The sequence below is a fragment of the Mycobacterium sp. B14F4 genome, assembly GCF_039871645.1.
Classification (GTDB): Bacteria; Actinomycetota; Actinomycetes; order Mycobacteriales; family Mycobacteriaceae; genus Mycobacterium.
The window spans coordinates 40,232-64,132 of sequence record NZ_JBDPMF010000013.1 but is presented as its reverse complement, the minus strand read 5'-3'; the positions used below and the strand labels follow the sequence as shown (position 1 = coordinate 64,132).

Here is a 23,901-nt window from a genome sequence, read left to right as displayed (position 1 = left end):
GAAGTCGGGGTAACCCAGCACATGCAACCGCAACACCGCAGCGAGTAACAGCACACGAAGGATGAGGATGAGTTTTCCACAGCAGCAGCAATCGCCGCCGGGGGTGCAGTCCCAGATGCAGCCCGTGCCCGACTGCGGCGAGACCAGCTACCGAGGTCACGGGCGACTGGAGGGCAAGCGCGCGATCGTCACCGGCGGTGACAGTGGCATCGGCCGTGCCGTCGCGATCGCGTTCGCGCGCGAAGGCGCCGACGTGCTGATCGCCTACCTCAACGAGGACGAGGACGCCCGCGATGTCGAGCGTTACGTGACCGAGGCGGGGCGCAAGTGCGTGCTGGTGTCAGGTGACCTCTCCGATCCCGCGCACTGCCGGGCGGTGGTCGACAAGGCGGTCGAGGAGTTCGGCGGCATCGACATTCTGGTGAGCAACGCCGCGTACCAGATGACACACGACAGCCTCGACGAGATCACCGACGAGGAGTGGGATTACACCTTCCGCCTCAACATCGGCGCCTACTTCTACCTCGTCAAGGCAGCACTGCCGCACATGGAATCCGGCGCGGCCATCATCGGCAGCTCGTCGGTGAATTCGGACATGCCCAACCCGAAGCTGGCTCCGTACGCCGCGACCAAGGCGGCCATCGCGAACTTCTCGGCCAGCCTCGCTGAACTTCTCGGCGAGAAGGGCATCCGCGTGAACAGCGTTGCGCCGGGTCCGATCTGGACGCCTCTCATTCCGGCCACGATGCCGCCGCAGAAGGTCGAATCCTTCGGCGAGAACGTGCCGCTGGGACGCGCCGGTCAACCGGTGGAGCTGGCGCCGGTGTACGTGATGCTCGCGTCCGACGAGGCCAGCTATGTGACCGGTGCGCGGGTGGCGGTGACAGGCGGCAGGCCGATCCTCTAGCCGAAGTGGACGCCCTGGGCGAGCGGCAGTTCCGACGAGTAGTTGACGGTGTTGGTCGCGCGGCGCATGTAGCCCTTCCAGGCGTCCGAGCCCGATTCGCGGCCGCCCCCGGTCTGCTTCTCACCGCCGAACGCCCCGCCGATCTCCGCGCCCGACGTTCCGATGTTGACGTTGGCGATGCCGCAGTCCGACCCGTCGGCGGCAATGAACCGTTCGGCTTCCCGCACGTCGACGGTGAAGATCGACGACGAAAGCCCCTGCGGAACAGCGTTGTTCAGCGTGATCGCCTCGTCGAGATCGGTGTAGGTCATGACGTAGAGGATCGGGGCGAAGGTCTCGTCGTGCACCACGGCGGTCTGGGCCGGCATGCGTACCACCGCGGGTGCGACGTAGTAAGCGCTCTCGTCGCCGAGGTGGTGGCGTTCGCCCCCGATGACCTCGCCGCCGTCGGCAGCGGCCCGTTCGAGAGCCCGCACCATGTCGCGGTAGGCGGTCTCGTGGATCAGGGGCCCGACCAGGGTGCCGTCCACCCCCGGATCCCCCAGGGGCAGTTGTCGGTACGCCGCACCGATCCGGTCGACGAGCTCGTCGGCGATCGAGGTGTGCACGATCAGCCGGCGCAGCGTGGTGCACCGCTGGCCCGCCGTTCCGGCGGCCGAGAACACGATCGCGCGCACGGCGAGATCCAGGTCGGCCGACGGCGTGACGATCGCCGCGTTGTTGCCGCCCAGTTCCAGGAGTGCCTTGCCGAACCGCTGCGCCACGCGCGGTCCGACCTGCCGACCCATCCGGACCGAGCCGGTCGCCGAGAGCAGCGCCACCCGCGGATCGTCGACCAGGCGCTCGCCGACGTCGCGGCCGCCCTGGATGAGGCGGCTCACCCCTTCGGGCGCGCCGACATCGCGGGCCGCGCGCTCGATCAGCGCCTGGCATGCGAGCGCGGTCAGCGGCGTCAGCTCGGACGGCTTCCACACCACGGTGTCACCGCACACCAGCGCGATCGCGGTGTTCCACGCCCACACCGCGACGGGGAAGTTGAACGCGGTGATCACCCCGACCACACCCAACGGGTGCCAGGTCTCCATCAGCCGGTGCCCCGGCCGCTCGGATGCGATCGTCTTGCCGTACAACTGGCGAGACAGGCCCACCGCGAACTGGCAGATGTCGATCATCTCCTGGACCTCGCCGAGCGCCTCGGAGGTGATCTTGCCCGCCTCGATGGTCACCAGCGTCGCGACGTCGGCCTTGTGGGCGACCAGGAGCTCGCCGAGCCGGGCCACCAGCGCGCCGCGCACCGGTGCCGGCGTGGTGCGCCACGTCGAGAACGCCTGCGCCGCTTGGGCGATGGCCTCGTCGGCTTGTTCCGGCGTGGTCTCGGCCATGGTGAACAGCACATCGCCGGTGATGGGTGTGCTGGCGTGCAGGCCCCAGCCTGATGTCGCCGGCCCCCCGGCTCCGTGGACACCCGGTTCGCCGAGTTCGCCGTGCCACCCGACGGCGCGCAGTGCGTCGAGGACTTTCGTCCGCAGGGCATCCGCGGTCGGGAGCGCCGAAGTAGTCGTGGTGGTCATGATGCCGCCTTCTCGTAGAGTGCGTAGGGGTCGTGGATGTGATGGCCGATCTGACCGGCCATCCAGTCCTGGCTGTAGTGCGTGTCGTCGCTGCCCGCTCCGGCCTGGGCGTCGGCGTCGAGGTTGGAGCGGAAGATGCCCGCGGCCGAGGCGGGCAGGAAGTCCTCGTAGACAACGGGTTCGGCGGGGTTGCCGCCGCGGTGGTACGCCAGGCCCGACGCCGCGAGTTCGACGTAGGTCGATGGGAAGTAGTCGGACCACACCGCGGCGGGGTCGGGGGTGGCCATCGCCCGGTCGTAGCGCGCGCGACCGGCGGGAGTGAGCGCCACGCCGCGCTGTTCCACCTCGCCGAAGCGCACCCGTAGCGTGCCCTCGGACACGGTTCCGTCGGCGTCGCGGAACCGGCGCGGTTCAGCCAGCGCACGAAACGATGTCTGCCGCAACAACACTGCCGGCCCGTCGCACCGCGGCGGCCCCTGGATCGCGTCGATCATCGCGACACCGCGCTCGACCATCCGCCGGTACAACTCGTCGATGTCGAGCACCCGCGGTGTCAGGTGGTTGAGGTGGGTGGTGCTCACCCCGGCGATGTCGGCCGCGACCGCCGAGACTCGGGTCAGCTCGTCGTACCACGCCCGATCGATCGGCTCACGGGAGAGAGCGAACGCCGACACGGCGGCTCCGACGAAGTGTCGCGCGCGTTCGCGGTCGGCGCCACCCTCAGCGGCGATGCGTCGCGCCTCGGCGAGCAGGGCCGGGTCGAACAGCCCCCGTCGCGCCACGAATGCGTCGACCCGGGCGCGCAGGTCCGCAGGGAAGAAGCGCCCGTCGGCACTGGCCAGCATCGAGGTGAACACCCGGAACGGGTTGCGCGACAACTCTTCCGAGTCGATCGGCCGGAAGGCGGTGGAGACCACGGGGACCGGCGGGGTGGCGTCGCGCAGGTCGTAGAAGCCGACGGGGTACATCCCGAATGCGGCGAACAGGTCGGCGACGTCGGCGAGTTCGCGCGGGCTGCCGACCCGGATCGCGCCGTGGCGCTCGGCGGTGACCCGCGCCAAGGTGCCCAACCGCTCGGTGCCGGGGGTGGCGGCGACGCAGTTGCGGTTCACCTCGGCGCTGACGTCGACGAGTGTGGTGTAGGCCGGCACCTCCGAGCCGTACATCCGCGACAGCGCGGCGGCGAACTCCGCGCGCAGCTGCCAGGTCTCCCAGCGGTCCGAGCGTTGACTCATCGCGGCTCACCCACTCGGATACAGTGCGGCCATGGGTGAAGCCGAGGACCACCCCGTCGCCGCGCATCTGGACGAGGTCGACCGCATCCTGGCGCGTGAGCTCGTCGCCGACGGCCGTGCCACACTGGCCCATCTCGCCGCGACGGCCGGCCTGTCGGTTTCGGCGGTGCAGTCGCGGGTCCGGCGCCTGGAGTCGCGGGGCATCGTCACCGGATACCAGGCGCGGCTGAATCCCGAAGCGGTCGGCCACCAGCTGTCGGCGTTCGTCGCCATCACCCCTCTCGATCCGTCTCAACCCGATGATGCGCCCGCGCGCCTCGCGCACATAGCGGCCATCGAGTCGTGCCACTCGGTCGCCGGCGAGGAGAGCTACGTGCTGCTGGTGCGGGTCGCGTCGGCACGAGCTCTGGAGGACCTGCTCCAGCAGATCCGCACCGCGGCGAACGTGCGCACCCGCAGCACGATCATCTTACAGACGTTTTACGAAGGAAGGCAGTTCGTACCGTAATTATTCCGGCCTATTGCCGCTAGGCAGTGGTTTTTCCGGTTAGCGGCGGCCGACCGCTGCGACCGCTAGCGCCGCCAAACAATCCGGGTCCGGGGCAGGGGGCGGGTGGGCTCGGAGGCATGGGCATTGCCGGTCTCGCGGCATCGAAACCGGAAATCTTCCGGTCTGGGTGGAATATGAAGGGAATTCTTTCGGTTACCATGGCGTCATGACCGATGTCTTGACGCGCCTCGACATGGCCGGACCGGCGACGCACATCCACCCCGACGACGTGCACGCCGTACTGGCACGCAGCATCCTGGCCGACGGTATTGACCTGGTGCTCGACACCGAGCGGTCGGCGGGGTCGTGGCTGGTCGACGCCCGCAGCGGCGAGCGCTACCTCGACATGTTCACCTTCTTCGCCTCCTCGGCGCTGGGCATGAACCACGCCGCGCTGGCCGGCGACGAGGACTTCCTGGCCGAACTCGCGAGAACCGCGGTCAACAAGCCCAGCAACTCCGACATCTACACCGTGGCGATGGCGCGGTTTGTCGACACCTTCGCCCGGGTGCTTGGCGATCCGGATCTGCCGCACCTCTTCTTCGTCGACGGCGGAGCGTTGGCCGTGGAGAACGCGTTGAAGGTCGCCTTCGACTGGAAGAGCAGGCTCAACGAGTCCCGCGGGGTCGATCCGCGCCTGGGCAGCAGGGTGCTGCACCTGCGTGGCGCCTTCCACGGTCGCAGCGGCTACACCATGTCGCTGACCAACACCGACCCCAACAAGGTGGCTCGGTTCCCCAAGTTCGACTGGCCCCGAATCGACGCTCCCTACCTTCGCCCCGGTGCCGACATCGCCGCATTGGAAGCCGAGTCGCTGCGGCAGGCCCGCGCCGCGTTCGAGGCGCACCCCAACGACATCGCCTGCTTCATCGCCGAGCCGATCCAAGGGGAGGGCGGGGACCGTCACTTCCGGCCGGAGTTCTTCGCGGCCATGCGCCGGATGTGCGACGAGTTCGACGCCCTGATGATCTTCGACGAGGTCCAGACCGGGTGCGGCTTCACTGGGACGCCGTGGGCGTACCAGCAATTCGGCGTGACGCCCGACGTGGTGGCGTTCGGCAAGAAGACGCAGGTGTGCGGGATCATGGCGGGCGGCCGCGCACGCGAGGAGCACAAGAAGACAAGGGTCGACGAGGTCGCAGGCAACGTCTTCGCCGTCAGCTCGCGGATCAACTCCACCTGGGGCGGCAATCTCGTCGACATGGTGCGGGCCCGGCGGATCCTGGAGGTGATCGAGCGCGACGGCTTGATGGTCCGCGCCGCGACGGCGGGCCGCCATCTGCTCGACGGGCTGCACCGGCTGGCCGAGGAGTTCCCCGGCGTGGTCCTCGACGTGCGCGGGCGCGGCCTGATGTGCGCGTTCAGCCTGCCCACCGCGGCCCAGCGTGACGCGTTGCTACGCGAGCTGTGGCGGCGGCGGGTCATCATGCTCGCCAGCGGTCCGGACAGCGTGCGGTTCCGGCCGGCGCTGACGGTGTCGTGCGAGGAGATCGACGCGGCCGTCGAGGCCGTCCGCGACGCGCTCAGCTGACCTCCGCCGACGGTTCGAGCAGCCGCCGGATCGTCGACCGCAGGCGGGGCAGCTCGGCGCCGCCGACCAGTTCGCATCCGTGCAGCTCGGCGAGTCTGCGTGCGGCCGGGGTGAAGTCGTGGTTGGTCACGACCATCGTCTTGGTGCAGTCCTGCATCGGTGCGCCCGCCACCACCTCCTGCACGGCGCTCGCCCCGACGGGGCGGGACTGGCGCTTGCACTGGATGGCCAGCCGGTTCGGCCGCCTGCCGACGATGATGTCGACACCCCAGTCGCCGGTGACGGCCGTCATGATGACGGGCACTGCGCACGATCGGGCGATGCGCGCGACGTGGTCCTCGAACTCCTCGCCGGACATCGCGGCGGTGGCATCCTCGCGGCTGCGCGCAGTCGTGGCGCCGACGACCGTCCCGACGACGAAGCGCGGCACGGCAACGATCGCCAGGGGCGCGACGAGCCCGATCGCCAGGCTCCACTGCGGCGCGACGCCGAGCAGCCAGGCCGCCACCGCTGCGGCGACGGCGGTCAGCGCATACCGTTTCACCGCCACGCGGCGAATCGTAGAGGTGCGCACCGACTCCGCAGCGTCGCCGCGCAGCGTTGTCCGAGAAGCGAAATGCTCCACGCACGGTGGACCTTGCGGTTTGCCGCGCTAATCTTCCTTTCGTGACCGATGAGCTGGCCGACGTCGAGGGGCAGACGCCCGTCGAGCAGGCGCTCGCGGGGGGTGACCCCCAGCGGGTCGGGTGGTTCCGGTTCTATTTCGCCGACGAACGGTGGGAGTGGTCGCCGCAGGTCGAGCGGATGCACGGGTACGAGCCCGGCTCGACGGTGCCGACCACCGATCTGGTGCTGTCGCACAAGCATCCCGACGACTACGGGCAGGTGGCCGCGACGCTCGACGAGATCAGGCGCACCTCGGGCGCGTTCTCCACCCGGCACCGCATCATCGACACCCGTGGCGACGTGCACCACGTCGTGGTGGTGGGGGACCAGCTCTACGACGACAGCGGGGTGGTCGTCGGTACGCACGGGTTCTATGTCGACGTCACCCCGTCGACGGTCGAGCGTCACGACAAGATGATCACCGCGGCGGTGGCCGAGATCGCGCAGGCCCGCGCCGCGATCGAACAGGCCAAAGGCATGTTGATGCTCGTCTACCGCATCTCGGCCGAATCGGCGTTCGAACTGTTGCGGTGGCGCTCGCAGGAGACCAACACCAAGCTGCGCGTGCTCGCCGAGCAGATCGCCATGGACTTCCTCGAACTGACCTACGACGAGGAGCTGCCACCCCGCTCCGTCTACGACCGGTTGCTGCTGACCGCGCACCTGCGCACCGACTCCTGAGGTTTATCCAGCGAACCGTTCGGGAACCCTGCCGCCCGTCACAACAGCGGTGTTCCAGCAACGATTTCGGGGAGAGAACCTTCCGTGTACGACAGTCCTGGCGACCTGCGAGACGTCGACGCGGCCGTCCGAGACGCCGTACGGTTCGCTCTCGGCGTCGCGGTGCTGGGCGCCGTTTTCCTGCTCACCGCCGTGGTCTGGGTCAGTACCTGCCAGGGTGCGACCGCCGACAGTGTCGCCTGCGGCCCGCCGCAGCGGACGTTGTTGGCGCTGGCGGCGCCGGGCGTTCTGCTCGCCGGTGGCGTGCGCGCCTTCGTCCGGACGCATCAGACGTCGCGAGAGGGCCGGACGTCGTGGGCATGGCACGGCGCCGGGTGGTTCCTGCTGACCCTGATGCTCCTGGCTCTCACCACCAGCATGCCCGCCCTGGCCGGCATCACGGTGCTCGGCGCATGACGGCCCCGGCCGACACCGGCCGCCCGTTGACCGCGGTGGCGCTGGTGTGCAGCCTCAAGCCCAGCCCGGCCGAGTCGAGTAGCGCGTTGATGGCCGAGCATGTGTGCGAGCAGCTGCGCGCCGCCGGGGTGACGACGGAGTCCGTGCGGTGTGTCGACCACGCGATCGCGCCGGGCGTCGAGGCCGACATGGGCGACGGCGACCAATGGCCGCATATCAGGGAGAAACTGCTCGGCGCTGACATTTTGGTGCTTTCCACGCCGATCTGGCTCGGTCACCCGAGCAGTGTCACGCAACGGGTGCTCGAACGCCTCGATGCTGAGCTGTCGAACACCGATGACGCGGGCAGGCCGATCATGGTCGGCAAGGTCGCCGTGGTCGCCGTCGTCGGCAACGAGGACGGTGCACAGAAGGTCATCGCCGACTGTTTCCAGGGGCTCAACGACATCGGCTACACCATTCCCGCCCAGGGTGGCACCTACTGGACCGGTGAGGCGATGGAGAGCACCGACTTCAAGGACCTCGATCGGGTGCCCGAGGCCGTGGTATCGACGAACGAGGCGCTCGCCCGCAACGCCGTGCACCTCGCAAACGTCCTGCGGGACGACGAATATCCGCCCTACCAGTGATGTTCGGCGCTCCTGCGGTTTCTGTCCCGGCGCACCGGGGTAGTTCTACCGTTGACATCAGCCCATCACCACGGGGCGGAGGTATGCCGAGAGAGGAGTACCGATGAAGAGCCCGAAGGATCCCGTCGACCACGCGAGGACGACGCGGCCGCACGCCGGGGAAACGATGAAGGACACCAAGAACTTGCCGGCGCTGGTGCTACTCGGCATTGCGCTGGTCTCGTTCGTCGGCGGCCTGGCGGCATTCGGCAGCGGACATCCCGACGTCGGGACCATTCTGGTGGTGATCGCCGCCGTTGTGCTCGTGATCTCACTCGCCTGGTTCCTGATCGAGCACCGTCGCGTGCGCAAGATCGAAGAACGTTGGTACGCAGAGCATCCCGACACCGAACGGCAACGGCCGACGAGGTGAGCGGCGCAACGAAAAAGCCCAGCCGACCGGCTGGGCTTTCTCGTTGTGTCAGTCCGTATTACTGCTCGGACTCCTGACGCTTCTCGGCAGCCTTCGCACCGGCCCGCGCGGACTCGGCCTCGGCTTCCTTCTTCGCGGCGTCCTGCTGCGCGTCGGCCTTGTCCTGCTGGGCCTTGCCCTCGCGGACCATGTCGTCACGTCCGGTGACGGTGCCGACCGTTTCCTTCGTCTTGCCCTTGACGTCCTCGACGACACCCTTGATGCCTTCTTGGGGGCCACTGTTCTTCTCGGTCATGCTTACCTTCCCGCTTGTGCGTGGACTGGTCTGCCCCGGGGGACCTCCCCGTGCATGCAACGTGTTCCCGAGCCCCCGAAGCGCTAAACACGAGGGCGGGGGCGGCGGCGGTGGTTAGCGTCACTATCGGCCGGGTGGACCCCCGGCGGCGATGCTGTCTGAAGTCGCCATTGTTCACCTAAATTGATTGCCTACGAACATCTTTGGTTTGCGACACCGCCTTGGGTGCGGGAATGCGGCCAGTTCACCGTCCGGACTCGGGGCCAACCGTGCCCCCGGGCACGCATGACGGAACGTGCGTCAGTCCTCGGCCACGTCCTCCTCGGGGTCCAGATCGACCGTCTCGAGCTGCTCCTGCCAATCGGCGGGAGGCGCCTCCAACGGAGGATTGTCGCGCGGCTCGGCGGACACTTCCTCGTCGAAAACCGGTTCGGTCGCCGCGCGCTGTTGCTCGATCGCGTCGGCCACCGGCACATCGTCGGGAAGTCCGTCGTAGTCCTGCATGCCGGTCGAATAGCCAACCGTGCCGGGGCCGAAACGGCGCGTATAGTCGCATCGGCGATCGGGGGACTGGTCGACAGCGTCGTGCACGACGTCACCGGACGGCTGGTGCGACCGAAGAGCCCCTGCGAACTCGTCACGGCGATCAACCAGTTGATGCGCAACGACTCCCGGCGTCAGAGCCCCCAACGTCCACAGCCCGGCCCGACCGCCATCGGCGGCGGGATTCTCGTCGTAGTGACCCTGCCGGCCGACATCGGGCTGACCTGACTTGGTAACGGGCGGGCTATTGATTCTTGGCGACCCGGCGAATCAGCCGGGCGGTGCTGCGGTCGAGCACCTCCCGGCGCTCGGCCAGGGCCTTCATCCGGTCCGCGCGACGGACGGCCGCGGCGATCGTCAGATTCGACTGGTATCCCTCGACGACGCGGGGATCGACGTAGGAGGCGCGAGCCACCGCGGGAGTGTTGCCGAGTTCCTCGGCCACCTCTTTCATCACGGCCGACTCGACGCGCTTGACGACGGTCTTGTTGACCGGCGGATCGGCGTCGACGAAGGCCGTCGCCGCCAGCACCGTGCCGTGCCAGGTCCGTAGATCCTTGACCGAGTACTGCTCGCCGACGAGTTCCTTGAAGCGGGCGTTCAGGTCGTCGGCGTTGACGTCGGCCCAGCCGGAACCATTGCGGCACACCAGCAACCGCTCCGTGCGCTCCGGGCGCCGCAGCAGCGCGCGCACCGAATGCACGGCCGTGGGGTCGTCGATCGTCAGCGTGCGGCGCACTCCGCTCTTGGCGGGAAAGTCGAACTCGATGGCGTTGCGCTGCACGGTCACGTGCTCCCAGAGCAGGGTGGAGATGCCGAACGAGTTGTTCTCCTCGGCGTACTGCTCGGAGCCCGCGCGGAAGTAGCCGAGGTCGAGCAGGTGCAGGGCCACCGCGACCACGCGGTTGCGGCTCAGTCCGCGACCGCGCAGGTCGGCGGCGACCTGCCTGCGCATCTCCGTCAGCGCGGCCGACATCTCCAGCACCCGGTCGAACTTCTCCTCGTTGCGGTCCTGCTGCCAGCGCTGGTGGTACAGGTACTGGCGCCGGCCCGCCGCATCGGTGCCGACCGCCTGGATGTGACCGTTGGGATACGGGCAGATCCAGACGTCCTTCCACGCCGGCGGGATCACCAGGTCCTTGATGCGCTGCAGAGTGGCCTCGTCGGTGACCGGTGTGCCGTCGAAATTCTCGTAGGAGAACCCGCGGCCGCGGCGGATCCGGCGCATGCCGGGGCCGCGCACGGCGCTACGCCGAAGTCGCATGTTTGGCTTCCGGGGGTCGCGGGGTATTGATCCAGCACCATGGACATGTGTGAGTCGAGCGCGCCTTCTGAGAGTTCGTCGTCACCGGTGCGTTCACTGCATCATCGGCGCAAGCATCAGGAACGCGGCGGCGTATATCGCCACCGCGGCGAGGATCACGGCGATCAGAACCACCGCGGCGGTCACGATGATGCGCCGCAACGTCTGGTCACCGGCGTGATCGAGGGGGCTTCGCGGCTGCAACTGCTCCATGCCCCGGTGGTACCCCGGCTCGGCGTGTGCCACACGTCCGCGAGGACAGGTTGCCGGAGTCCTCGTGGTTAGCTGGGAATCAACCTGGGGTAGTCTCGCTTCGATATTGCCGGGAGGTCAGATGGCCGACGTCGCCAACAAGAACAACGGGCAGGATCACGGCGGTCGGTCTGTGGAACTGAGAGTCGCAGCCGAGCTCGAGAATCTCGCCGTGTTGCGCACGCTCGTCGCCGCCGTGGCGACGTTCGAGGACTTGGACTTCGACGCCGTCGCGGACCTGCGGCTGGCCGTTGACGAAGCCTGTACCAGGCTGATCCGCAGTGCGGTCCCGCATTCCGTGCTGCTGCTCGCCATCCACCCGCGCGACGACGCCGTCGTCATCGACGCGTCGACGACGTGCAAGAGTCCCGACATCCTCGCGCCGGGCAGCTTCAGCTGGCACGTGCTCAGCTCCCTGACCGACGAGGTGCGTACCTTCGAGAATGGCCAAGGGCCCGAGAACGCCCAGATATTCGGGATCTCCATGACGACGAGACGAGCGAGCACGCTGCAGTGACGCCCTCGACGTCACAGGGTTCGTCATCGCGATCGAACTCTGAGTACGCGGATGTCGCCGACATGTTCCGCGAGCTGAAGGATCTCGGCGAGGACTCGCCGAAGTTCCAGCGGCAGCGGGACCGCATCGTCGAGCGCTGCCTGCCGCTGGCCGACCACATCGCCCGTCGCTTCGACGGCCGCGGTGAACCGCGCGAGGACCTGGTCCAGGTGGCCCGCGTGGGCCTGGTGAACGCGGTCATCCGATTCGACGTCGAGGCGGGCTCGGACTTCGTGTCGTTCGCGGTGCCGACCATCATGGGCGAGGTGCGCAGGCACTTCCGCGACAACAGTTGGTCGGTGAAGGTGCCGCGGCGGCTCAAGGAACTGCATCTGCGGCTGGGCTCGGCGACCGCCGAACTCTCGCAGCGGCTGGGCCGCGCACCCACCGCGTCGGAGCTGGCGGCCGAACTCGACATGGACCGCGACGAGGTCGTCGAGGGGCTGGTGGCCGGCAGCTCCTACAACACGCTGTCGATCGACAGCGGTGGCAGCGGAACCGAGGACGCGCCTGCGATCGCCGACACCCTCGGCGACGTCGACCTGGGTCTGGATCAAATCGAGAACAGAGAAGCGTTGCGGCCCTTGCTCGCTGCGCTACCGGAGCGGGAGCGGACCGTGCTGCTGCTGCGCTTCTTCGAATCGCTCACCCAGACGCAGATCGCCGAGCGGGTCGGCATCTCGCAGATGCACGTCTCGCGGCTGCTGGCGAAATCGCTAACCCGCCTCCGGGACCAACTGCAGTAACGGCTTCGGTGCACGCTGCACCGCCGACAGCGCCGCCTCCACGCTGGGGCAGACGGGCAGCGCCGAATCAGGATCGCAGAGTCGAAGCAATCGGGTCACCGAGACGCTGGGCGCCAACGCCCACTCGATGCCCTCGCCTGCGGCGCGCACGTTCAAGGTGTGCAGCGCGGAAAACCCTGCGGTGCCGAAGAACTCGACCCCGGACAAGTCGATCACCAGGCACTTGACCAGGTCGGCGTGCCGCAAGGCGTAATTGACGAATTCCTGAGCGTTGGCGGCGTCGATCTCGCCATGAGCCGAGACCACCGAGGTGTCAGGCTGCGGCTGACGGGTCTCGAAGTGCGCGGTGTGGCAGTCGGTGGGTTCCAGTGAAGACGCCACCGAAGTGGGCGGCGAATGCGAAATAACAGACATTGTGACTCCATCAGTTGAATACGGGATTCGTACTGTGGTTCACGTCAAAATTTTGGGGCCCTGCGTCTCAAAGCCTTCGCTACAGGGGTCGGGAGTTCCTCTGTGCGTCAATGACGCTTCCATGCGGCTGTTGAACTCAACCTGTCTTGACCCTACGCCGCATCGTGCCCGCTGACAATTGATATCGAGAGTCCGTCATACCCGCAGTTCAGCCCGGCGATTCGGGGATCCGCACCGCTTCGGACCCACGTCCGGCAACGTCAAGTTTGTCGAAACGCGCGCCGCGGCCCCAAACTGGTGACATGTCGACAACCGCCGCTGGTGTGGTGCTTGCCGCTGGCGCCGGCTCTCGGTTCGGTATGCCGAAAGTGCTTGCTGGGCAGGGGAAATGGCTCAAGGCAGCGGTCGAGGCCCTGTCGGACGGCGGCTGTGGTGACGTGGTGGTGGTGCTGGGTGCCGCGATCGTCGAGGTGCCGCCACCCGCGCGCGCGGTCGTCGCCGAGGACTGGTCCGACGGACTGTCGGCGTCGCTGCGGGCGGGCCTGTCGGCGGTGGACGCCGACTACGCGGTCGTGCACACCGTGGACACCCCCGATGTCGGCGCCGGGGTGGTGCAGCGGGTCATCGCCGCCGCCGGCGCGGCACCGTCCGGGCTGGCCCGGGCGCGCTACGGCGACGCGCCGGGACATCCGGTGGTCATCGCCCGCAGACACTGGCCGGCGGTCCTCGAGGGGCTGCGCGGCGACCAGGGCGCACGCACGTTCCTCGCGGCGCGCGACGACGTCGTCGAAGTCGGCTGCGCCGACCTGGCCACCGGGCGCGACATCGACCTCAGGTGAGGTCCAGCATCGCCGCGGCGAACCGCCGGACCGAACCCTCGGCCACCGCCGCCGCGTCGGCGTGCCCTTCGCGCGCGCGGGACCGGATCGCCGCGGTGCGCGGGTCCAGCGTCACCTCGGCCAGCATCTCGCCGGTGGTCGGTTCGCACACCGCCCATGAGTAGACGGCGTCCGACTCCCACTGCGCCGCCCGCTTCTGGACGTATTCGGCGTCGGGCTCGCCCAGGTCGGACAACGCGGGCCGATCGTCGATCTTCTCGTCGGCCCGCAGCGCGCGCAGATACCAGGCGCCCGCGTTGATCTCGACCGGCTCCATCACTACCCGTCGGTGGCGCGAACGTGCATCACCGCTCGATGATTCGCTGATTTTTCGAGCACAAGTGCACGTTCGGCAAGGGGAGGGCTACTTGATCTCGGCGAGGACGGTGCCCTGGGTGATGGCGGCGCCGGGCTCGACGGCCAGACCGGTGATGGTGCCGTCCTTGTGCGCGGTGACCGGGTTCTCCATCTTCATCGCCTCGAGCACCACCACGAGGTCGCCCGCGGAGACCTCCTGGCCCTCCTCGACGGCGACCTTGACCACGGTGCCCTGCATCGGGGCGGTGACGGCGTCGCCGGACGCGGCAGCGCCGCCCTGCGCACCCCGCTTGCGCGGCTTGGGCTTCTTCCGCACGACGTTGCCGCCCGCCGCGGGGGCGCCCCCGCCGCCGAGCGCCAGGTCACCGGGCAGAGACACCTCGAGCCGGCGGCCGCCGACCTCCACCACGACGGTCTGCCGCGGGACGGTGTCCTCCTCCTCGATGGGGTCGCCGCCGGTGAACGGCTCGACGGTGTTGTCCCACTCGGTCTCGATCCAGCGGGTGTGCACGGTGAAGCCGTTGTCGTCGCCGATGAAGGCGGGGTCGGACACCACGGCACGGTGGAACGGGATGACCGTCGCCAGGCCCTCGACATGGAACTCGTCCAGGGCGCGGCGCGACCGCTCCAGCGCCTCCTCGCGGGTGGCACCCGTGACGATCAGCTTGGCCAGCATCGAGTCGAACTGCCCGCCGATCACCGAACCGGTCTCCACCCCCGAGTCCAGCCGGATACCGGGACCCTGCGGCGCCTCGAACTTGGTCACCGGGCCGGGCGCGGGCAGGAATCCCCGGCCGGCGTCCTCGCCGTTGATGCGGAACTCGATCGAGTGACCGCGCGGCGTCGGGTCCTCGGTGATGTCCAGGGGTTCGCCGTTGGCGATCCGGAACTGCTGGCGCACCAGGTCGACGCCCGAGGTCTCCTCGGTCACCGGGTGCTCGACCTGCAGGCGGGTGTTCACCTCGAGGAACGAGATGAGGCCGTCCTGGCCGACGAGGTACTCCACGGTGCCCGCACCGTAGTAGTGGGCTTCCTTGCAGATGCGCTTGGCCGACTCGTGGATCTCCTTGCGCTGCGCGTCGGTCAGGAACGGTGCGGGCGCTTCCTCCACCAGCTTCTGGAAGCGCCGCTGCAGCGAGCAGTCGCGGGTGCCCGCGACGACGACGTTGCCGTGCTGGTCGGCGATCACCTGCGCCTCGACGTGACGCGGCTTGTCGAGGTAGCGCTCGACGAAGCACTCACCGCGACCGAACGCCGCGACGGCCTCGCGGGTCGCCGAGTCGTACAGCTCGGGGATCTCCTCGATGGTGCGGGCCACCTTCATGCCGCGGCCACCTCCGCCGAACGCGGCCTTGATTGCGATCGGCACGCCGTACTCCTTGGCGAACGCGACGACCTCGTCGGCGTCCTTGACCGGATCGGGGGTGCCGGGCACCAGCGGCGCCTGGGCGCGCGCGGCGATGTGGCGGGCGGTGACCTTGTCGCCGAGGTCGCGGATGGACTGAGGGCTGGGCCCGATCCAGATCAGGCCCGCGTCGATGACGGCCTGGGCGAAGTCGGCGTTCTCGGAGAGGAAGCCGTAGCCGGGATGCACGGCATTGGCGCCCGACTTCTCGGCGGCGTCGAGCAGCTTCTCGAAGACCAGGTAGGACTCCGCCGAAGTCTGGCCGCCGAGGGCGAACGCCTCGTCGGCGAGCCGGACGTGCGGCGCGTCGGCGTCGGGTTCGGCGTACACGGCCACGCTGGCCAGCCCCGCGTCCTTGGCGGCCCTGATCACCCGCACGGCGATCTCCCCGCGGTTGGCGACCAACACCTTGGAGATCTTTGAGCTGGCGTGACTTGCCACTGCGCCTCCTGACGGCATGTTCTCTAAGAAACGTCTTTAGGAATGTATCGGAGGGCAGTTTAGGCGGCGCAGCTGAGGTCTCGCCGAGCCGGTTCCCTTACCCGTCGGTAACCCCGCCCGCCTCGGTGAGCGCGCACCTACGTACGGTATCGACGCGGAATTTCGTACAAGGCTGAGCGCTCGGCGCTGATCGTGTCAGCGCAGCCGTTTCTTGATGCGAGCCAGCATCGCCGACATCCCGCGCAGCCGCAGCGGGCTGATGAGCGCGGCGAGCCCCAACTCGGAGTAGAAGTCGTCCGGCACGGCGAGGATGTCGTCGGCCGGATTGTCGTCGAGCCCGGCGGCGAGGATCGCGGCGAACCCGCGCGTCGTGGGCGCCTCGGCGGGTGCGCTGAAATACAGCCGGACATGCTCGCGGTCGTCGGCGTCGACGTGCAGGAACAGCGGCGACTGGCATTCCGGCACCGGCTCCATCGCGGCCTCTTCGAGGTCGGCGGGCAGCGGCGGCAACTCGTTGGCGAACTCCAGCAGCAGCTGCAGCTTGTCCTGGCCCTGCACCTCCTTGAAGTCGGAGACCACTTCGGCCAGTGCGGCCGGCATGGCGGTCATGGAGAGCCGGGCGCCTCTCCGGGCTCTTCGCCGACGGCGACCGGGACCCGCACCGCGTTGCCCCATTCGGTCCACGAGCCGTCGTAGTTGCGCACTCCCGGCAGGCCCAGCAGGTGCGTCAGCACGAACCAGGTGTGGCTGGAACGCTCGCCGATGCGGCAGTACACGATCGTGTTGTCGTCGGCGCGAAGGAAGCCGTACAGCTCGTCGAGTTCGGCGCGTCCGCGGAACCGTCCGCTGTCGTCGGCGGCCTTGGCCCAGGGAATGGACCGCGCGGTGGGCACGTGGCCACCCCGCAGGGCGCCCTCCTCGGGATAGTCCGGCATGTGGGTGCGTTCGCCGGTGTACTCCTGCGGCGAGCGGACGTCGATGAGCGGCTGCGAACCAAGCGTGGCGAGCACGTCGTCCTTGAAGGCGCGGATCGGCGCGTCGTCGCGTTCGACGACGGGGTAGCCGGTGGTCTGCCTGGTCGGCACGTCGAGGGTGGTCTCGCGGCCGTCGGAGATCCACAGGTCGCGCCCGCCGTTGAGCAGGCGCACGTCGGGATGGCCGAACAGGGTGAACACCCACAGCGCGTAGGCCGCCCACCAGTTGCTCTTGTCGCCGTAGATCACCACGGTGTCGTCGCGGGAGATGCCCTTGCGGTTCATCAGGTCGGCGAACTGCGCACCGGTGATGTAGTCGCGCACGTGGGGATCGTTGAGGTCGGTGTGCCAGTCGATCTTCACCGCCCCGGGAATGTGGCCGGTGTCGTAGAGCAGCACGTCCTCGTCGGACTCGACGATGGCCAGCCCGGGACGGCCCAGGTTGGCCGACAGCCAGTCGGCGGTCACCAGGCGTTCGGGGTGGGCATACGACTGCAGGGCGGGGTCGGGATCGGCAGGCAGCGGCACACCGCAAAGCCTACAATCTCGGCGTCGGGGAGAATCGTTGTCGGCAGGTCATCGCCTGACAATTTTGGGACGGCGTGGACTATTCAGCTTGATAGGACGATCCGCCAGAGCGAAAGCAGTTAACGCAACCAGAGGTACCAACCAAAAGGCGCCCTCCCAATGCGGATAGGCGTATCGGAGCATCTGATACCCATTGGCCAGAGCCATGGGGATCAGCATCACCGCACAGAACACGGTAATGCCGCTCACGACACTCAGGCGACTACACACGAGTGCCAACACAGCGGAGAGCATGATCATTGTCACAACAGCCGCGGCTTGATCGATGCCGGTGCCGGTCATGACTTCGACCTTCCCTATGACGTGCATGGGACCCATGGCGACGTAGCGCTCCGCATCGACCACATAGAGGAGGGCCCAGAATGCGACGCTCGCTACTGTCGTGAATGTCGCTGTCCTCAGCCCTAACAGGCGTCCATCGGCATTGCGCCGCAGAAAGATTGCGGCGGGCAGGCCTGCGAATGGCAACCGAAAGTGGGCTACCAGGAGCGACGCAGGAATCGCGACTCGCCGCAGAGCCGGACTCGTTGATGTGGTGACCGCGGCGAAAGCGGCCGTACACAGGCCGAAGGTGAGAAAGTCGCTTCCGACAATCAGCGATAGCCATGTCGCCGGTGTCAGTGACAACATGACGAGCAGCCTGGACGTGGTCGCCCATCCGTTGAGGAAGCCGATGACCATAAGCGCCCCGATCATGATGGCGCCGAACGCGACTGAATACCCGGTTACCGCAGCCGGCCAATGGGTGATCAGCCACAGCGGTCCGCAGCTCATCGGATTCCGTTTCGACATCTCTGTTGCGTCGTAAGGCCATTGACCGCGCGACAGACTCGTCAAGCCGACGATGATGCACTCCGCCTGATCGCTACCACTGGTGGGGTTGCGCATACTGGCGGCCACAAATCGCGGCTGTGCCACGGCAACGGTAAGCACCATGGCGAGGCCTGCCACGGGGCCGAGTGTTCGATGAAAACGCAAGAAGATCGGGTAGAGCAACGGCGGCAGCGTCGAGGCGACTAGCACTGCGAGCGCGACGATATCAGGAATTCCGAATCTACTGGCCAGCCGGCCGTGCAGGCCGATGACGACGGCCCCGGCGGCCAGCGAGCTCACGACGAAGCAGCCAGAGATCAGCCGTGAATCCAATCTCGGCGAGGCCCGCGCCGCTCCGACGAACACACAGGCAAAGTACATCGGCGCAGTGGTCCGAGATGCTCTTCGGACCTCTCAACTGACGGGGTTGGTTGCCCATAGCTCGACGATCGACAGCTCGGCGCGTTCGAACAGCCGGCGCAGCAATGGCAAACTGATGCCGATCACCGAGGACGGGTCACCGTCGACGCCTTCGATGAACCAGCCGCCCAGCCCGTCTAGCGTGAAGCCGCCAGCGACCGCGGTCGGCTCGTCGGTGTCGACATAGGCCGCGAGATCTGCCGGCGCCGGCACGCCGAACCGTATCGTCGTCACCGAGGCCTCGCTCACCTGATGCGTTACCGCGTTGTGAGACAACCGGATGAGGCAGTGGCCGGTGTAGAGCTCACCGGACCGGCCCGCCATCTCTCGCCATCCGGCCAGCGCCGCTTCCGGCGTCGGCGGCTTGCCCAAGAGCACGCCGTCTCGGAAGAGCATCGAATCGCAACCGATCACCACGCAGTCGACGGCCACGGCGGCGTCGAGGCAGGCGACCACCGCGTCGGCCTTGGCGGCCGCGAGCGCGACCGTCACCTCGGCCGGGGTGGCGGACGGGTCGAGGCCCGCGACGACGGCATCCTCATCGACGCCTGACACGACGACGAGCGGATCGATTCCGGCCTGCCGCAACACTTTCAGGCGACCGGGTGACGCTGACGCGAGGACGACCCGCGTCACCGCCGGCGCATGTGGGTCCGTTCCACCAGCGTGACCCGCTGCCAGCTGAAGCTCGCGTAGCGCAGCCGGTCCACCGGATGGCCCCACAGGTTCTCTTCCTGTTCGCGCGGCTCGGCGGGTGCACTCGACGCGGCGGCCAGCACGGCCATCATCGCCGCCATCTCCTCGGCGGTCGGCTCGCCCCGGAGCACCTGGATGTGCGCCTCGTGGTCGGCGGGCACGCCGGCCGCGGTGGCCTCGTCGTCGGTCACGATGACCTCTTCCCCGCTCACAGTGGCTGAATCGTTCGCCCCGCTCACAGTGGCTGAATCGTTCGCCCCGCTCACAGTGGAATGTTCCCGTGCTTCTTCGGCGGCACCTGCGTGATCTTGCGTTCGAGCAGGCGCAGGGCGGTCGCGACGTAGCCGCGGGTGTGCGACGGCGGGATCACCGCGTCGACGTAACCGCGCTCGGCCGCGATGTACGGGTTGACCAGCGTGTCCTCGTACTCCTGCTGCAGTTCCAGGCGCAGGGCGTCGACGTCCTCGCCGGACTTGGCCGCTTCCTTGAGCTTGCTGCGGTACACGAACCCGACGGCGCCCGACGCGCCCATCACCGCGATCTGCGCGGTCGGCCAGGCGACGTTGACGTCGGCGCCCATCTCCTTGGACCCCATCACGCAGTACGCGCCGCCGTAGGCCTTGCGGGTGATCACGGTGATCTTGGCGACCGTGGCCTCGCCGTAGGCGTAGAGCAGCTTGGCGCCGCGCCGGATGATGCCGTTGTACTCCTGGTCGGTGCCGGGAAGGAAGCCCGGGACGTCGACCAGCATCACGATCGGGACGTTGAAGCAGTCGCAGGTCCGGATGAACCGCGCGGCCTTCTCCGAGGCGTTGATGTCCAGGCAGCCGGCGAACTGCGTCGGCTGGTTGGCGACGATGCCGACCGGGCGACCCTCGACGCGGCCGAACCCGACGATGATGTTCTGCGCGTAGCCGGCCTGCACCTCGAGGAACTCGTCGTCGTCGAGGATGCGGGTGATGACCTCGTGCATGTCGTAGGGCTGGTTCGGCGAGTCCGGGATCAGCGTGTCGAGTTCGAGGTCCTCGTCGGTGAGGTTCTCCTCGATCGCGCCCTCGGGCACCGCCGCGGGGTAGCGCGGCGGATCGGCGTAGTTGTTGGACGGCAGGTACGACAGCAGTTCACGGACGTAGTCGAAGGCGTCCTGCTCACCGGAGGCCACGTAGTGCGCCAAGCCCGACTTGGCCATGTGCGTGTGTGCGCCGCCGAGTTCCTCCATCGTCACCTCTTCGCCGGTGACGGTCTTGATGACGTCGGGCCCGGTGATGAACATCTGGCTGGTCTGGTCGACCATCACCACGAAGTCGGTCAGCGCGGGGGAGTAGACGTGCCCGCCCGCCGCGGCCCCCATGATCAGCGAGATCTGCGGGATGACGCCCGAGGCCAGGATGTTGTTGTGGAAGATGTTGCTGTACAGGCCGAGTGAGACCACGCCCTCCTGGATGCGGGCCCCGGCGCCGTCGTTGATGCCGATCAGCGGACGACCGGTCTTGATCGCGAGCTCCTGGACCTTGACGATCTTCTCGCCGTACACCTCGCCGAGGCTGCCGCCGAAGACCGTCGCGTCCTGGCTGAAGATGCAGACCTCGCGGCCGTCGATGGTGCCGTAGCCGGTCACCACGCCATCGCCCAGCGGCCGGTTGGCCTCGAGGCCGAAGTTGGTGCTGCGGTGCCGGGCCAGCGCGTCGAGTTCCACGAACGAGCCCTCGTCGAGCAACCCCAGAATGCGCTCACGAGCGGTGAGTTTGCCCTTGGCGTGGGTCTTCTCGACGGCCTCCTCACCGACCGGGTGCAGCGTCTCCTCGGCGCGCCTGCGCAGATCGGCGAGCTTGCCCGCGGTGGTGTGGATATCGATCTCGTGCTTGCCCGAGGGCTCGACCGACGACTCGTGAACGCTTGTCATGGTGGTCGATGGTATCGACCACCCGGTCGACCCTCGCGAACGCGCCCGCTTTCGGCGTCTTCAGCTGGCCCAAACGGCGGTCAAGGTAGCTGGCACCTGCCCGACATTTTGTTCGTAGAGCTGCCAGTAAGCCCACGGTCCGCTCCACCGCGCGATTCGTGCGTCGGCCGTGGCACGCATGGTGCCGTCGGGTAGGCGGATCGTGACAGTGTCTCCGTACCGGACGACTTCAAACGCGTGCCCCGTTCCGTCGGCGGGCAGTGCCAGGGCGCCGTGAAGCAAAACATGCATCTTCTTCGCAACCCCGTCCCAGACACTGAAGTGCCAGCTTCGGTTCGTTGCGGCAAATAGCATGCCGCTGCTGGGAAGTCGGTCGCGCACACCAGTGCCGCTGTCATCCGCCAGCGAGTCGGCCGACGAGATCAGGGCGATCGCACCTGAGTTTGCGGAGTGGAACTCGGCGACAGCCCCTATGCGGGTGACCGGCGCGTCAATACGAGCCTGAAGGTATCCCGCTGCATTGGCCTGTTTCGGGCTTCCGTGCGTCAGCTCGCTGTCGACGACCGCCAAACCAGAGATGTTCCGACCACTGTCGAGAACCGTCAGCGGCGTTCCGTCATTGGTGACGTCGAGTTGCCGCGACGTGAAGTCCGCGAACACTCGATCCCGTTCGTGGTTCGGCGTCTCGGGTCCGACCAGCATGTCGACGAGCCCGACAACGGCCGCAGCCACGATGACGACCATGGCTAGGACACCCACAACGTGACGTGCCCTTGCAGCCCGACTCCGCAATCTTTCAGAGCCGCTTCGCGACGAAATCCGTGGCTCCCTCGACCAGTCCCAACATCAGGTACATGCCGTGCACGATGATCAGCCCGCCATCGGAACAGATGGGGTCGTAGGGGATGCACACATCGATGGTCTTAGAACCGTACAGGGGGCTGAGTTCGGTCAACGGGCCCCCGGCCCACTTGATCGACGGGTTGCCGAACACGGCCACTGCGGCGACGTGATCGGCGACCTCCGGCGGCATTGGTGCAGTGAACCCGTACATCGGCACGGATACAGCGGTGATCAGATCGATCACGGCTGCACCCTGGGAGAAGCCTCCGAGCACGATCCGGGTATCCGGACAGTTGGCCACCGTCTGCTGCACATGGGCGCTGGCGTCATTGGCACCGTCCGCCGCCTTCGTGAAGTCGTTGCTGGCCGGATAGTTGACCGCGTACGACGAGACGGACCGGCCGCCGACCTTCTTGCGCAGCGAATCGACGAACGGTCCGCCGATCGCGCCGGGGCCCGGTGCCTCGCCGGTGCCTCGCGCGAAAACCACCTCGATGTCGGGGCAGCGCTCGACGGAGGTGTAGGTGGTGTCCATGTTGGGAACTCGCGCACTACAACCAGCTAATACGGCAGCCAGCAGGATGGCCGCTGCGACTCCTGCGCTGACGGTCCGTTTCACACCGCCGACTCTAGTGTCGATGCGGGGCGGCGGACGTGTCATCGGGGCCGGACCGCCCGCCCGACCTGCCGAAGCTGTAACAATGAGCCGGTTGAAGCGATCAAGAGAAGATGGGGCGTACGACTGTGGGGCGTAAGACTGTGATGAAGAAGTTCGGTGCCGTGGGCGCCGCAATTGCGTGCGTGCTGGCGGTCCTGACTTTCGACGGTGCACCGGCCGCGACCGCGGTTCCGGTCGCTGGCGACAACACGGCCGCCCTGCAGGCTCGGTTCGATCAGCTCAGGCCCGGTGACACGCTCAACCTAGAACCGGGGACCTACCAGCACGGCGGCATGCTCTACATCCGGGCCTCCGGCGTGCAGATCAACGGCAACGGCGCCACCCTGGAAGCGACCAACCCCGGCACGGCCGCACTCGTGATTCACGGCGACAACGTCGCGCTGAGCAACCTGAACCTCATCGCGCCGGTCGGCCTGCCCCGCCAGGATGGAACCAACCAGACCATGCTGGTATTCGGCGGCACCGGTGTGACGGTCAGTGGAGTCAACATCACCGGAGGCTCCTCGGCAGGTATGTACGTTCCGAACGCGAGCAACTTCCGGATCGAGAACGTGACCATCCGTGACACCGCCGCCGACGGTATTCAGCTGACCGCGGGGTCGAACAATGGGCAGGTCAACAACGTCACCACGGAGGGCACGGGTGATGATGGCATCGCCGTCGTATCGCACACTTTCGGGCCGGCGGTCGGCATGTGCCATGACATCGTGATCAATTCGCCGAGGGTGTTGAGCAACAGGCAGGCTCGGGGCTTGGTTGTGGTCGGGGGCGAGCGCATCACCTTCAACGACATCAACGTGTCGAATACGAGCGCCGCGGGCGTCTTCATCGGCTCCCAGGCCACCTTTGCGACAGGTTCTGTCCGCGGGGTGACCGTGAACGGGGGGGTGATCACAGCTGCCAATTTCACCGCCTTCCCGATGGGGGCGGTCACGGTGTACAGCGGTACTCCCGGCCAGACCGTGGCAGACGTGACCGTGTCAAACCTTGCCATCACCGATACCCAGCCGGTGGCGGGGCAGAATATCGGCGTCGGGACGGCGGGGGGGACCCTCAGCAACATCAACTTCAGGGATATCGCGATACAGCAGGCCGGAGATCTTCCCGTGCTAAAGACGCTGGACGCGCCGCGCGAGACGTATACGGCGACGGGGATCACGCTGAACGGGGCCCCCTACACGGCGCCCTGACGAAGA

Annotated in this window: 30 protein-coding genes; 12 read left to right on the top strand and 18 right to left on the bottom strand. The window is 67.7% G+C overall.

Annotated elements, in window-relative coordinates; genetic code table 11:
• The first annotated feature begins 67 nt into the window (after positions 1-67).
• Positions 68-907 carry a glucose 1-dehydrogenase gene (locus ABGB19_RS25185; protein ID WP_347688722.1) on the top strand — a complete coding sequence of 280 codons (840 nt, stop codon included), beginning with the start codon at positions 68-70 and terminating at the stop codon, positions 905-907.
• Here ABGB19_RS25185 and ABGB19_RS25180 read toward each other — a convergent pair.
• Complete coding sequence (locus tag ABGB19_RS25180) at positions 904-2,478, bottom strand: aldehyde dehydrogenase family protein (protein ID WP_347688721.1); 1,575 nt, start codon at positions 2,476-2,478, stop codon at positions 904-906. The two genes, ABGB19_RS25185 and ABGB19_RS25180, sit on opposite strands and share 4 nt — an antisense overlap.
• The gene (locus ABGB19_RS25175) at positions 2,475-3,713 is read right to left on the bottom strand and encodes a VOC family protein (RefSeq protein WP_347688720.1); all 1,239 of its coding nucleotides are present in this window, start codon (positions 3,711-3,713) and stop codon (positions 2,475-2,477) included. The genes ABGB19_RS25180 and ABGB19_RS25175 overlap by 4 nt, the downstream gene beginning before the upstream one ends.
• 31 nt (positions 3,714-3,744) lie before the next feature.
• Here ABGB19_RS25175 and ABGB19_RS25170 point away from each other — a divergent pair, with 31 nt between their 5' ends.
• Both ABGB19_RS25170 and lat read left to right on the top strand, forming a co-directional pair.
• Positions 3,745-4,221: an Lrp/AsnC family transcriptional regulator gene (locus ABGB19_RS25170; RefSeq protein ID WP_347688719.1), complete on the top strand. Its 477-nt coding sequence runs from the start codon at positions 3,745-3,747 to the stop codon at positions 4,219-4,221.
• Positions 4,222-4,429: 208 nt separating this feature from the next.
• Positions 4,430-5,794 (top strand): L-lysine 6-transaminase, encoded by a 1,365-nt coding sequence (gene lat / locus ABGB19_RS25165; protein WP_347688718.1) that lies wholly within the window; start codon positions 4,430-4,432, stop codon positions 5,792-5,794.
• Here the strand turns inward: lat and ABGB19_RS25160 are convergent.
• A complete protein-coding gene (locus ABGB19_RS25160; protein WP_347688717.1) occupies positions 5,787-6,344 on the bottom strand; it encodes a restriction endonuclease in 558 nt (185 codons plus the stop codon). The genes lat and ABGB19_RS25160 overlap by 8 nt on opposite strands.
• A 116-nt stretch (positions 6,345-6,460) precedes the next feature.
• On the opposite strand from ABGB19_RS25160, the gene ABGB19_RS25155 reads away from it, so the two are divergent.
• The 4 genes from ABGB19_RS25155 (at position 6,461) to usfY (ending at position 8,638) form a co-directional block, all read left to right on the top strand.
• Positions 6,461-7,141 carry a PAS and ANTAR domain-containing protein gene (locus tag ABGB19_RS25155; protein ID WP_347688716.1) on the top strand — a complete coding sequence of 227 codons (681 nt, stop codon included), beginning with the start codon at positions 6,461-6,463 and terminating at the stop codon, positions 7,139-7,141.
• An 84-nt stretch (positions 7,142-7,225) separates the two neighbouring features.
• The gene (locus tag ABGB19_RS25150; protein WP_347688715.1) at positions 7,226-7,597 is read left to right on the top strand and encodes a hypothetical protein; all 372 of its coding nucleotides are present in this window, start codon (positions 7,226-7,228) and stop codon (positions 7,595-7,597) included.
• Positions 7,594-8,226 (top strand): NAD(P)H-dependent oxidoreductase, encoded by a 633-nt coding sequence (locus tag ABGB19_RS25145; protein WP_347688714.1) that lies wholly within the window; start codon positions 7,594-7,596, stop codon positions 8,224-8,226. The genes ABGB19_RS25150 and ABGB19_RS25145 overlap by 4 nt, the downstream gene beginning before the upstream one ends.
• 103 nt (positions 8,227-8,329) lie before the next feature.
• Positions 8,330-8,638 (top strand): protein UsfY, encoded by a 309-nt coding sequence (gene usfY, locus ABGB19_RS25140; protein ID WP_347688713.1) that lies wholly within the window; start codon positions 8,330-8,332, stop codon positions 8,636-8,638.
• A 58-nt stretch (positions 8,639-8,696) separates the two neighbouring features.
• Here the strand turns inward: usfY and ABGB19_RS25135 are convergent, their stop codons facing one another.
• Positions 8,697-8,933, bottom strand: coding sequence for a CsbD family protein (locus tag ABGB19_RS25135; RefSeq protein WP_347688712.1), 237 nt, complete (start codon positions 8,931-8,933; stop codon positions 8,697-8,699).
• Positions 8,934-9,233: 300 nt separating this feature from the next.
• Positions 9,234-9,524: a hypothetical protein gene (locus ABGB19_RS25130; protein WP_347688711.1), complete on the bottom strand. Its 291-nt coding sequence runs from the start codon at positions 9,522-9,524 to the stop codon at positions 9,234-9,236.
• Between ABGB19_RS25130 and ABGB19_RS25125 the strand changes: the two genes are divergently transcribed.
• Positions 9,519-9,704: a hypothetical protein gene (locus ABGB19_RS25125; RefSeq protein WP_347688710.1), complete on the top strand. Its 186-nt coding sequence runs from the start codon at positions 9,519-9,521 to the stop codon at positions 9,702-9,704. The genes ABGB19_RS25130 and ABGB19_RS25125 overlap by 6 nt on opposite strands.
• Positions 9,705-9,720: 16 nt before the next feature.
• Here the strand turns inward: ABGB19_RS25125 and ABGB19_RS25120 are convergent, their stop codons facing one another.
• Together ABGB19_RS25120 and ABGB19_RS25115 are read right to left on the bottom strand one after the other, a co-directional pair.
• Positions 9,721-10,740 carry a DNA topoisomerase IB gene (locus ABGB19_RS25120; RefSeq protein WP_347688709.1) on the bottom strand — a complete coding sequence of 340 codons (1,020 nt, stop codon included), beginning with the start codon at positions 10,738-10,740 and terminating at the stop codon, positions 9,721-9,723.
• A gap of 93 nt (positions 10,741-10,833) precedes the next feature.
• Complete coding sequence (locus ABGB19_RS25115) at positions 10,834-10,992, bottom strand: hypothetical protein (RefSeq protein ID WP_347688708.1); 159 nt, start codon at positions 10,990-10,992, stop codon at positions 10,834-10,836.
• 121 nt (positions 10,993-11,113) lie between these two features.
• Between ABGB19_RS25115 and ABGB19_RS25110 the strand changes: the two genes are divergently transcribed.
• Both ABGB19_RS25110 and ABGB19_RS25105 read left to right on the top strand, forming a co-directional pair.
• Complete coding sequence (locus ABGB19_RS25110) at positions 11,114-11,548, top strand: ATP-binding protein (RefSeq protein WP_347688707.1); 435 nt, start codon at positions 11,114-11,116, stop codon at positions 11,546-11,548.
• Complete coding sequence (locus tag ABGB19_RS25105; protein ID WP_347688706.1) at positions 11,545-12,333, top strand: RNA polymerase sigma factor SigF; 789 nt, start codon at positions 11,545-11,547, stop codon at positions 12,331-12,333. The genes ABGB19_RS25110 and ABGB19_RS25105 overlap by 4 nt, the downstream gene beginning before the upstream one ends.
• Here the strand turns inward: ABGB19_RS25105 and ABGB19_RS25100 are convergent.
• Complete coding sequence (locus tag ABGB19_RS25100; RefSeq protein WP_347688705.1) at positions 12,304-12,747, bottom strand: STAS domain-containing protein; 444 nt, start codon at positions 12,745-12,747, stop codon at positions 12,304-12,306. The genes ABGB19_RS25105 and ABGB19_RS25100 overlap by 30 nt on opposite strands.
• A gap of 302 nt (positions 12,748-13,049) precedes the next feature.
• Here ABGB19_RS25100 and ABGB19_RS25095 point away from each other — a divergent pair, with 302 nt between their 5' ends.
• The gene (locus ABGB19_RS25095; protein WP_347688704.1) at positions 13,050-13,586 is read left to right on the top strand and encodes a nucleotidyltransferase family protein; all 537 of its coding nucleotides are present in this window, start codon (positions 13,050-13,052) and stop codon (positions 13,584-13,586) included.
• Here ABGB19_RS25095 and ABGB19_RS25090 read toward each other — a convergent pair.
• The 10 genes from ABGB19_RS25090 to ABGB19_RS25045 all read right to left on the bottom strand — a co-directional run bounded on the left by ABGB19_RS25090 (position 13,579) and on the right by ABGB19_RS25045 (position 22,561).
• The gene (locus ABGB19_RS25090) at positions 13,579-13,902 is read right to left on the bottom strand and encodes a hypothetical protein (protein ID WP_347688703.1); all 324 of its coding nucleotides are present in this window, start codon (positions 13,900-13,902) and stop codon (positions 13,579-13,581) included. The two genes, ABGB19_RS25095 and ABGB19_RS25090, sit on opposite strands and share 8 nt — an antisense overlap.
• Positions 13,903-13,989: 87 nt before the next feature.
• Complete coding sequence (locus tag ABGB19_RS25085; RefSeq protein ID WP_347688702.1) at positions 13,990-15,789, bottom strand: acetyl/propionyl/methylcrotonyl-CoA carboxylase subunit alpha; 1,800 nt, start codon at positions 15,787-15,789, stop codon at positions 13,990-13,992.
• A 195-nt stretch (positions 15,790-15,984) separates the two neighbouring features.
• On the bottom strand, positions 15,985-16,398 hold the full coding sequence (locus ABGB19_RS25080) for a SufE family protein (protein ID WP_347688701.1): 414 nt from the start codon (positions 16,396-16,398) through the stop codon (positions 15,985-15,987).
• Positions 16,395-17,291: a sulfurtransferase gene (locus ABGB19_RS25075; protein WP_347688700.1), complete on the bottom strand. Its 897-nt coding sequence runs from the start codon at positions 17,289-17,291 to the stop codon at positions 16,395-16,397. Before ABGB19_RS25075 ends, ABGB19_RS25080 begins: the two co-directional genes overlap by 4 nt.
• Before the next feature lie 48 nt (positions 17,292-17,339).
• Positions 17,340-18,530 (bottom strand): hypothetical protein, encoded by a 1,191-nt coding sequence (locus ABGB19_RS25070; RefSeq protein WP_347688699.1) that lies wholly within the window; start codon positions 18,528-18,530, stop codon positions 17,340-17,342.
• Between the two features lie 48 nt (positions 18,531-18,578).
• Entirely contained in the window at positions 18,579-19,220 is a 642-nt protein-coding gene (locus ABGB19_RS25065; protein WP_347688698.1) for a Maf family nucleotide pyrophosphatase, read from the bottom strand.
• Positions 19,217-19,519, bottom strand: coding sequence for an acyl-CoA carboxylase epsilon subunit (locus tag ABGB19_RS25060; RefSeq protein ID WP_347688697.1), 303 nt, complete (start codon positions 19,517-19,519; stop codon positions 19,217-19,219). Before ABGB19_RS25060 ends, ABGB19_RS25065 begins: the two co-directional genes overlap by 4 nt.
• 23 nt (positions 19,520-19,542) lie before the next feature.
• A complete protein-coding gene (locus ABGB19_RS25055; protein ID WP_347688696.1) occupies positions 19,543-21,183 on the bottom strand; it encodes an acyl-CoA carboxylase subunit beta in 1,641 nt (546 codons plus the stop codon).
• A gap of 60 nt (positions 21,184-21,243) precedes the next feature.
• Positions 21,244-21,927, bottom strand: a complete 684-nt coding sequence (locus ABGB19_RS25050) for a hypothetical protein (RefSeq protein ID WP_347688695.1) — start codon at positions 21,925-21,927, stop codon at positions 21,244-21,246.
• A 52-nt stretch (positions 21,928-21,979) separates the two neighbouring features.
• Positions 21,980-22,561: a cutinase family protein gene (locus ABGB19_RS25045; protein ID WP_347688758.1), complete on the bottom strand. Its 582-nt coding sequence runs from the start codon at positions 22,559-22,561 to the stop codon at positions 21,980-21,982.
• A gap of 227 nt (positions 22,562-22,788) precedes the next feature.
• Between ABGB19_RS25045 and ABGB19_RS25040 the strand changes: the two genes are divergently transcribed.
• A complete protein-coding gene (locus tag ABGB19_RS25040) occupies positions 22,789-23,895 on the top strand; it encodes a right-handed parallel beta-helix repeat-containing protein (RefSeq protein WP_347688757.1) in 1,107 nt (368 codons plus the stop codon).
• Positions 23,896-23,901 lie beyond the last annotated feature (6 nt).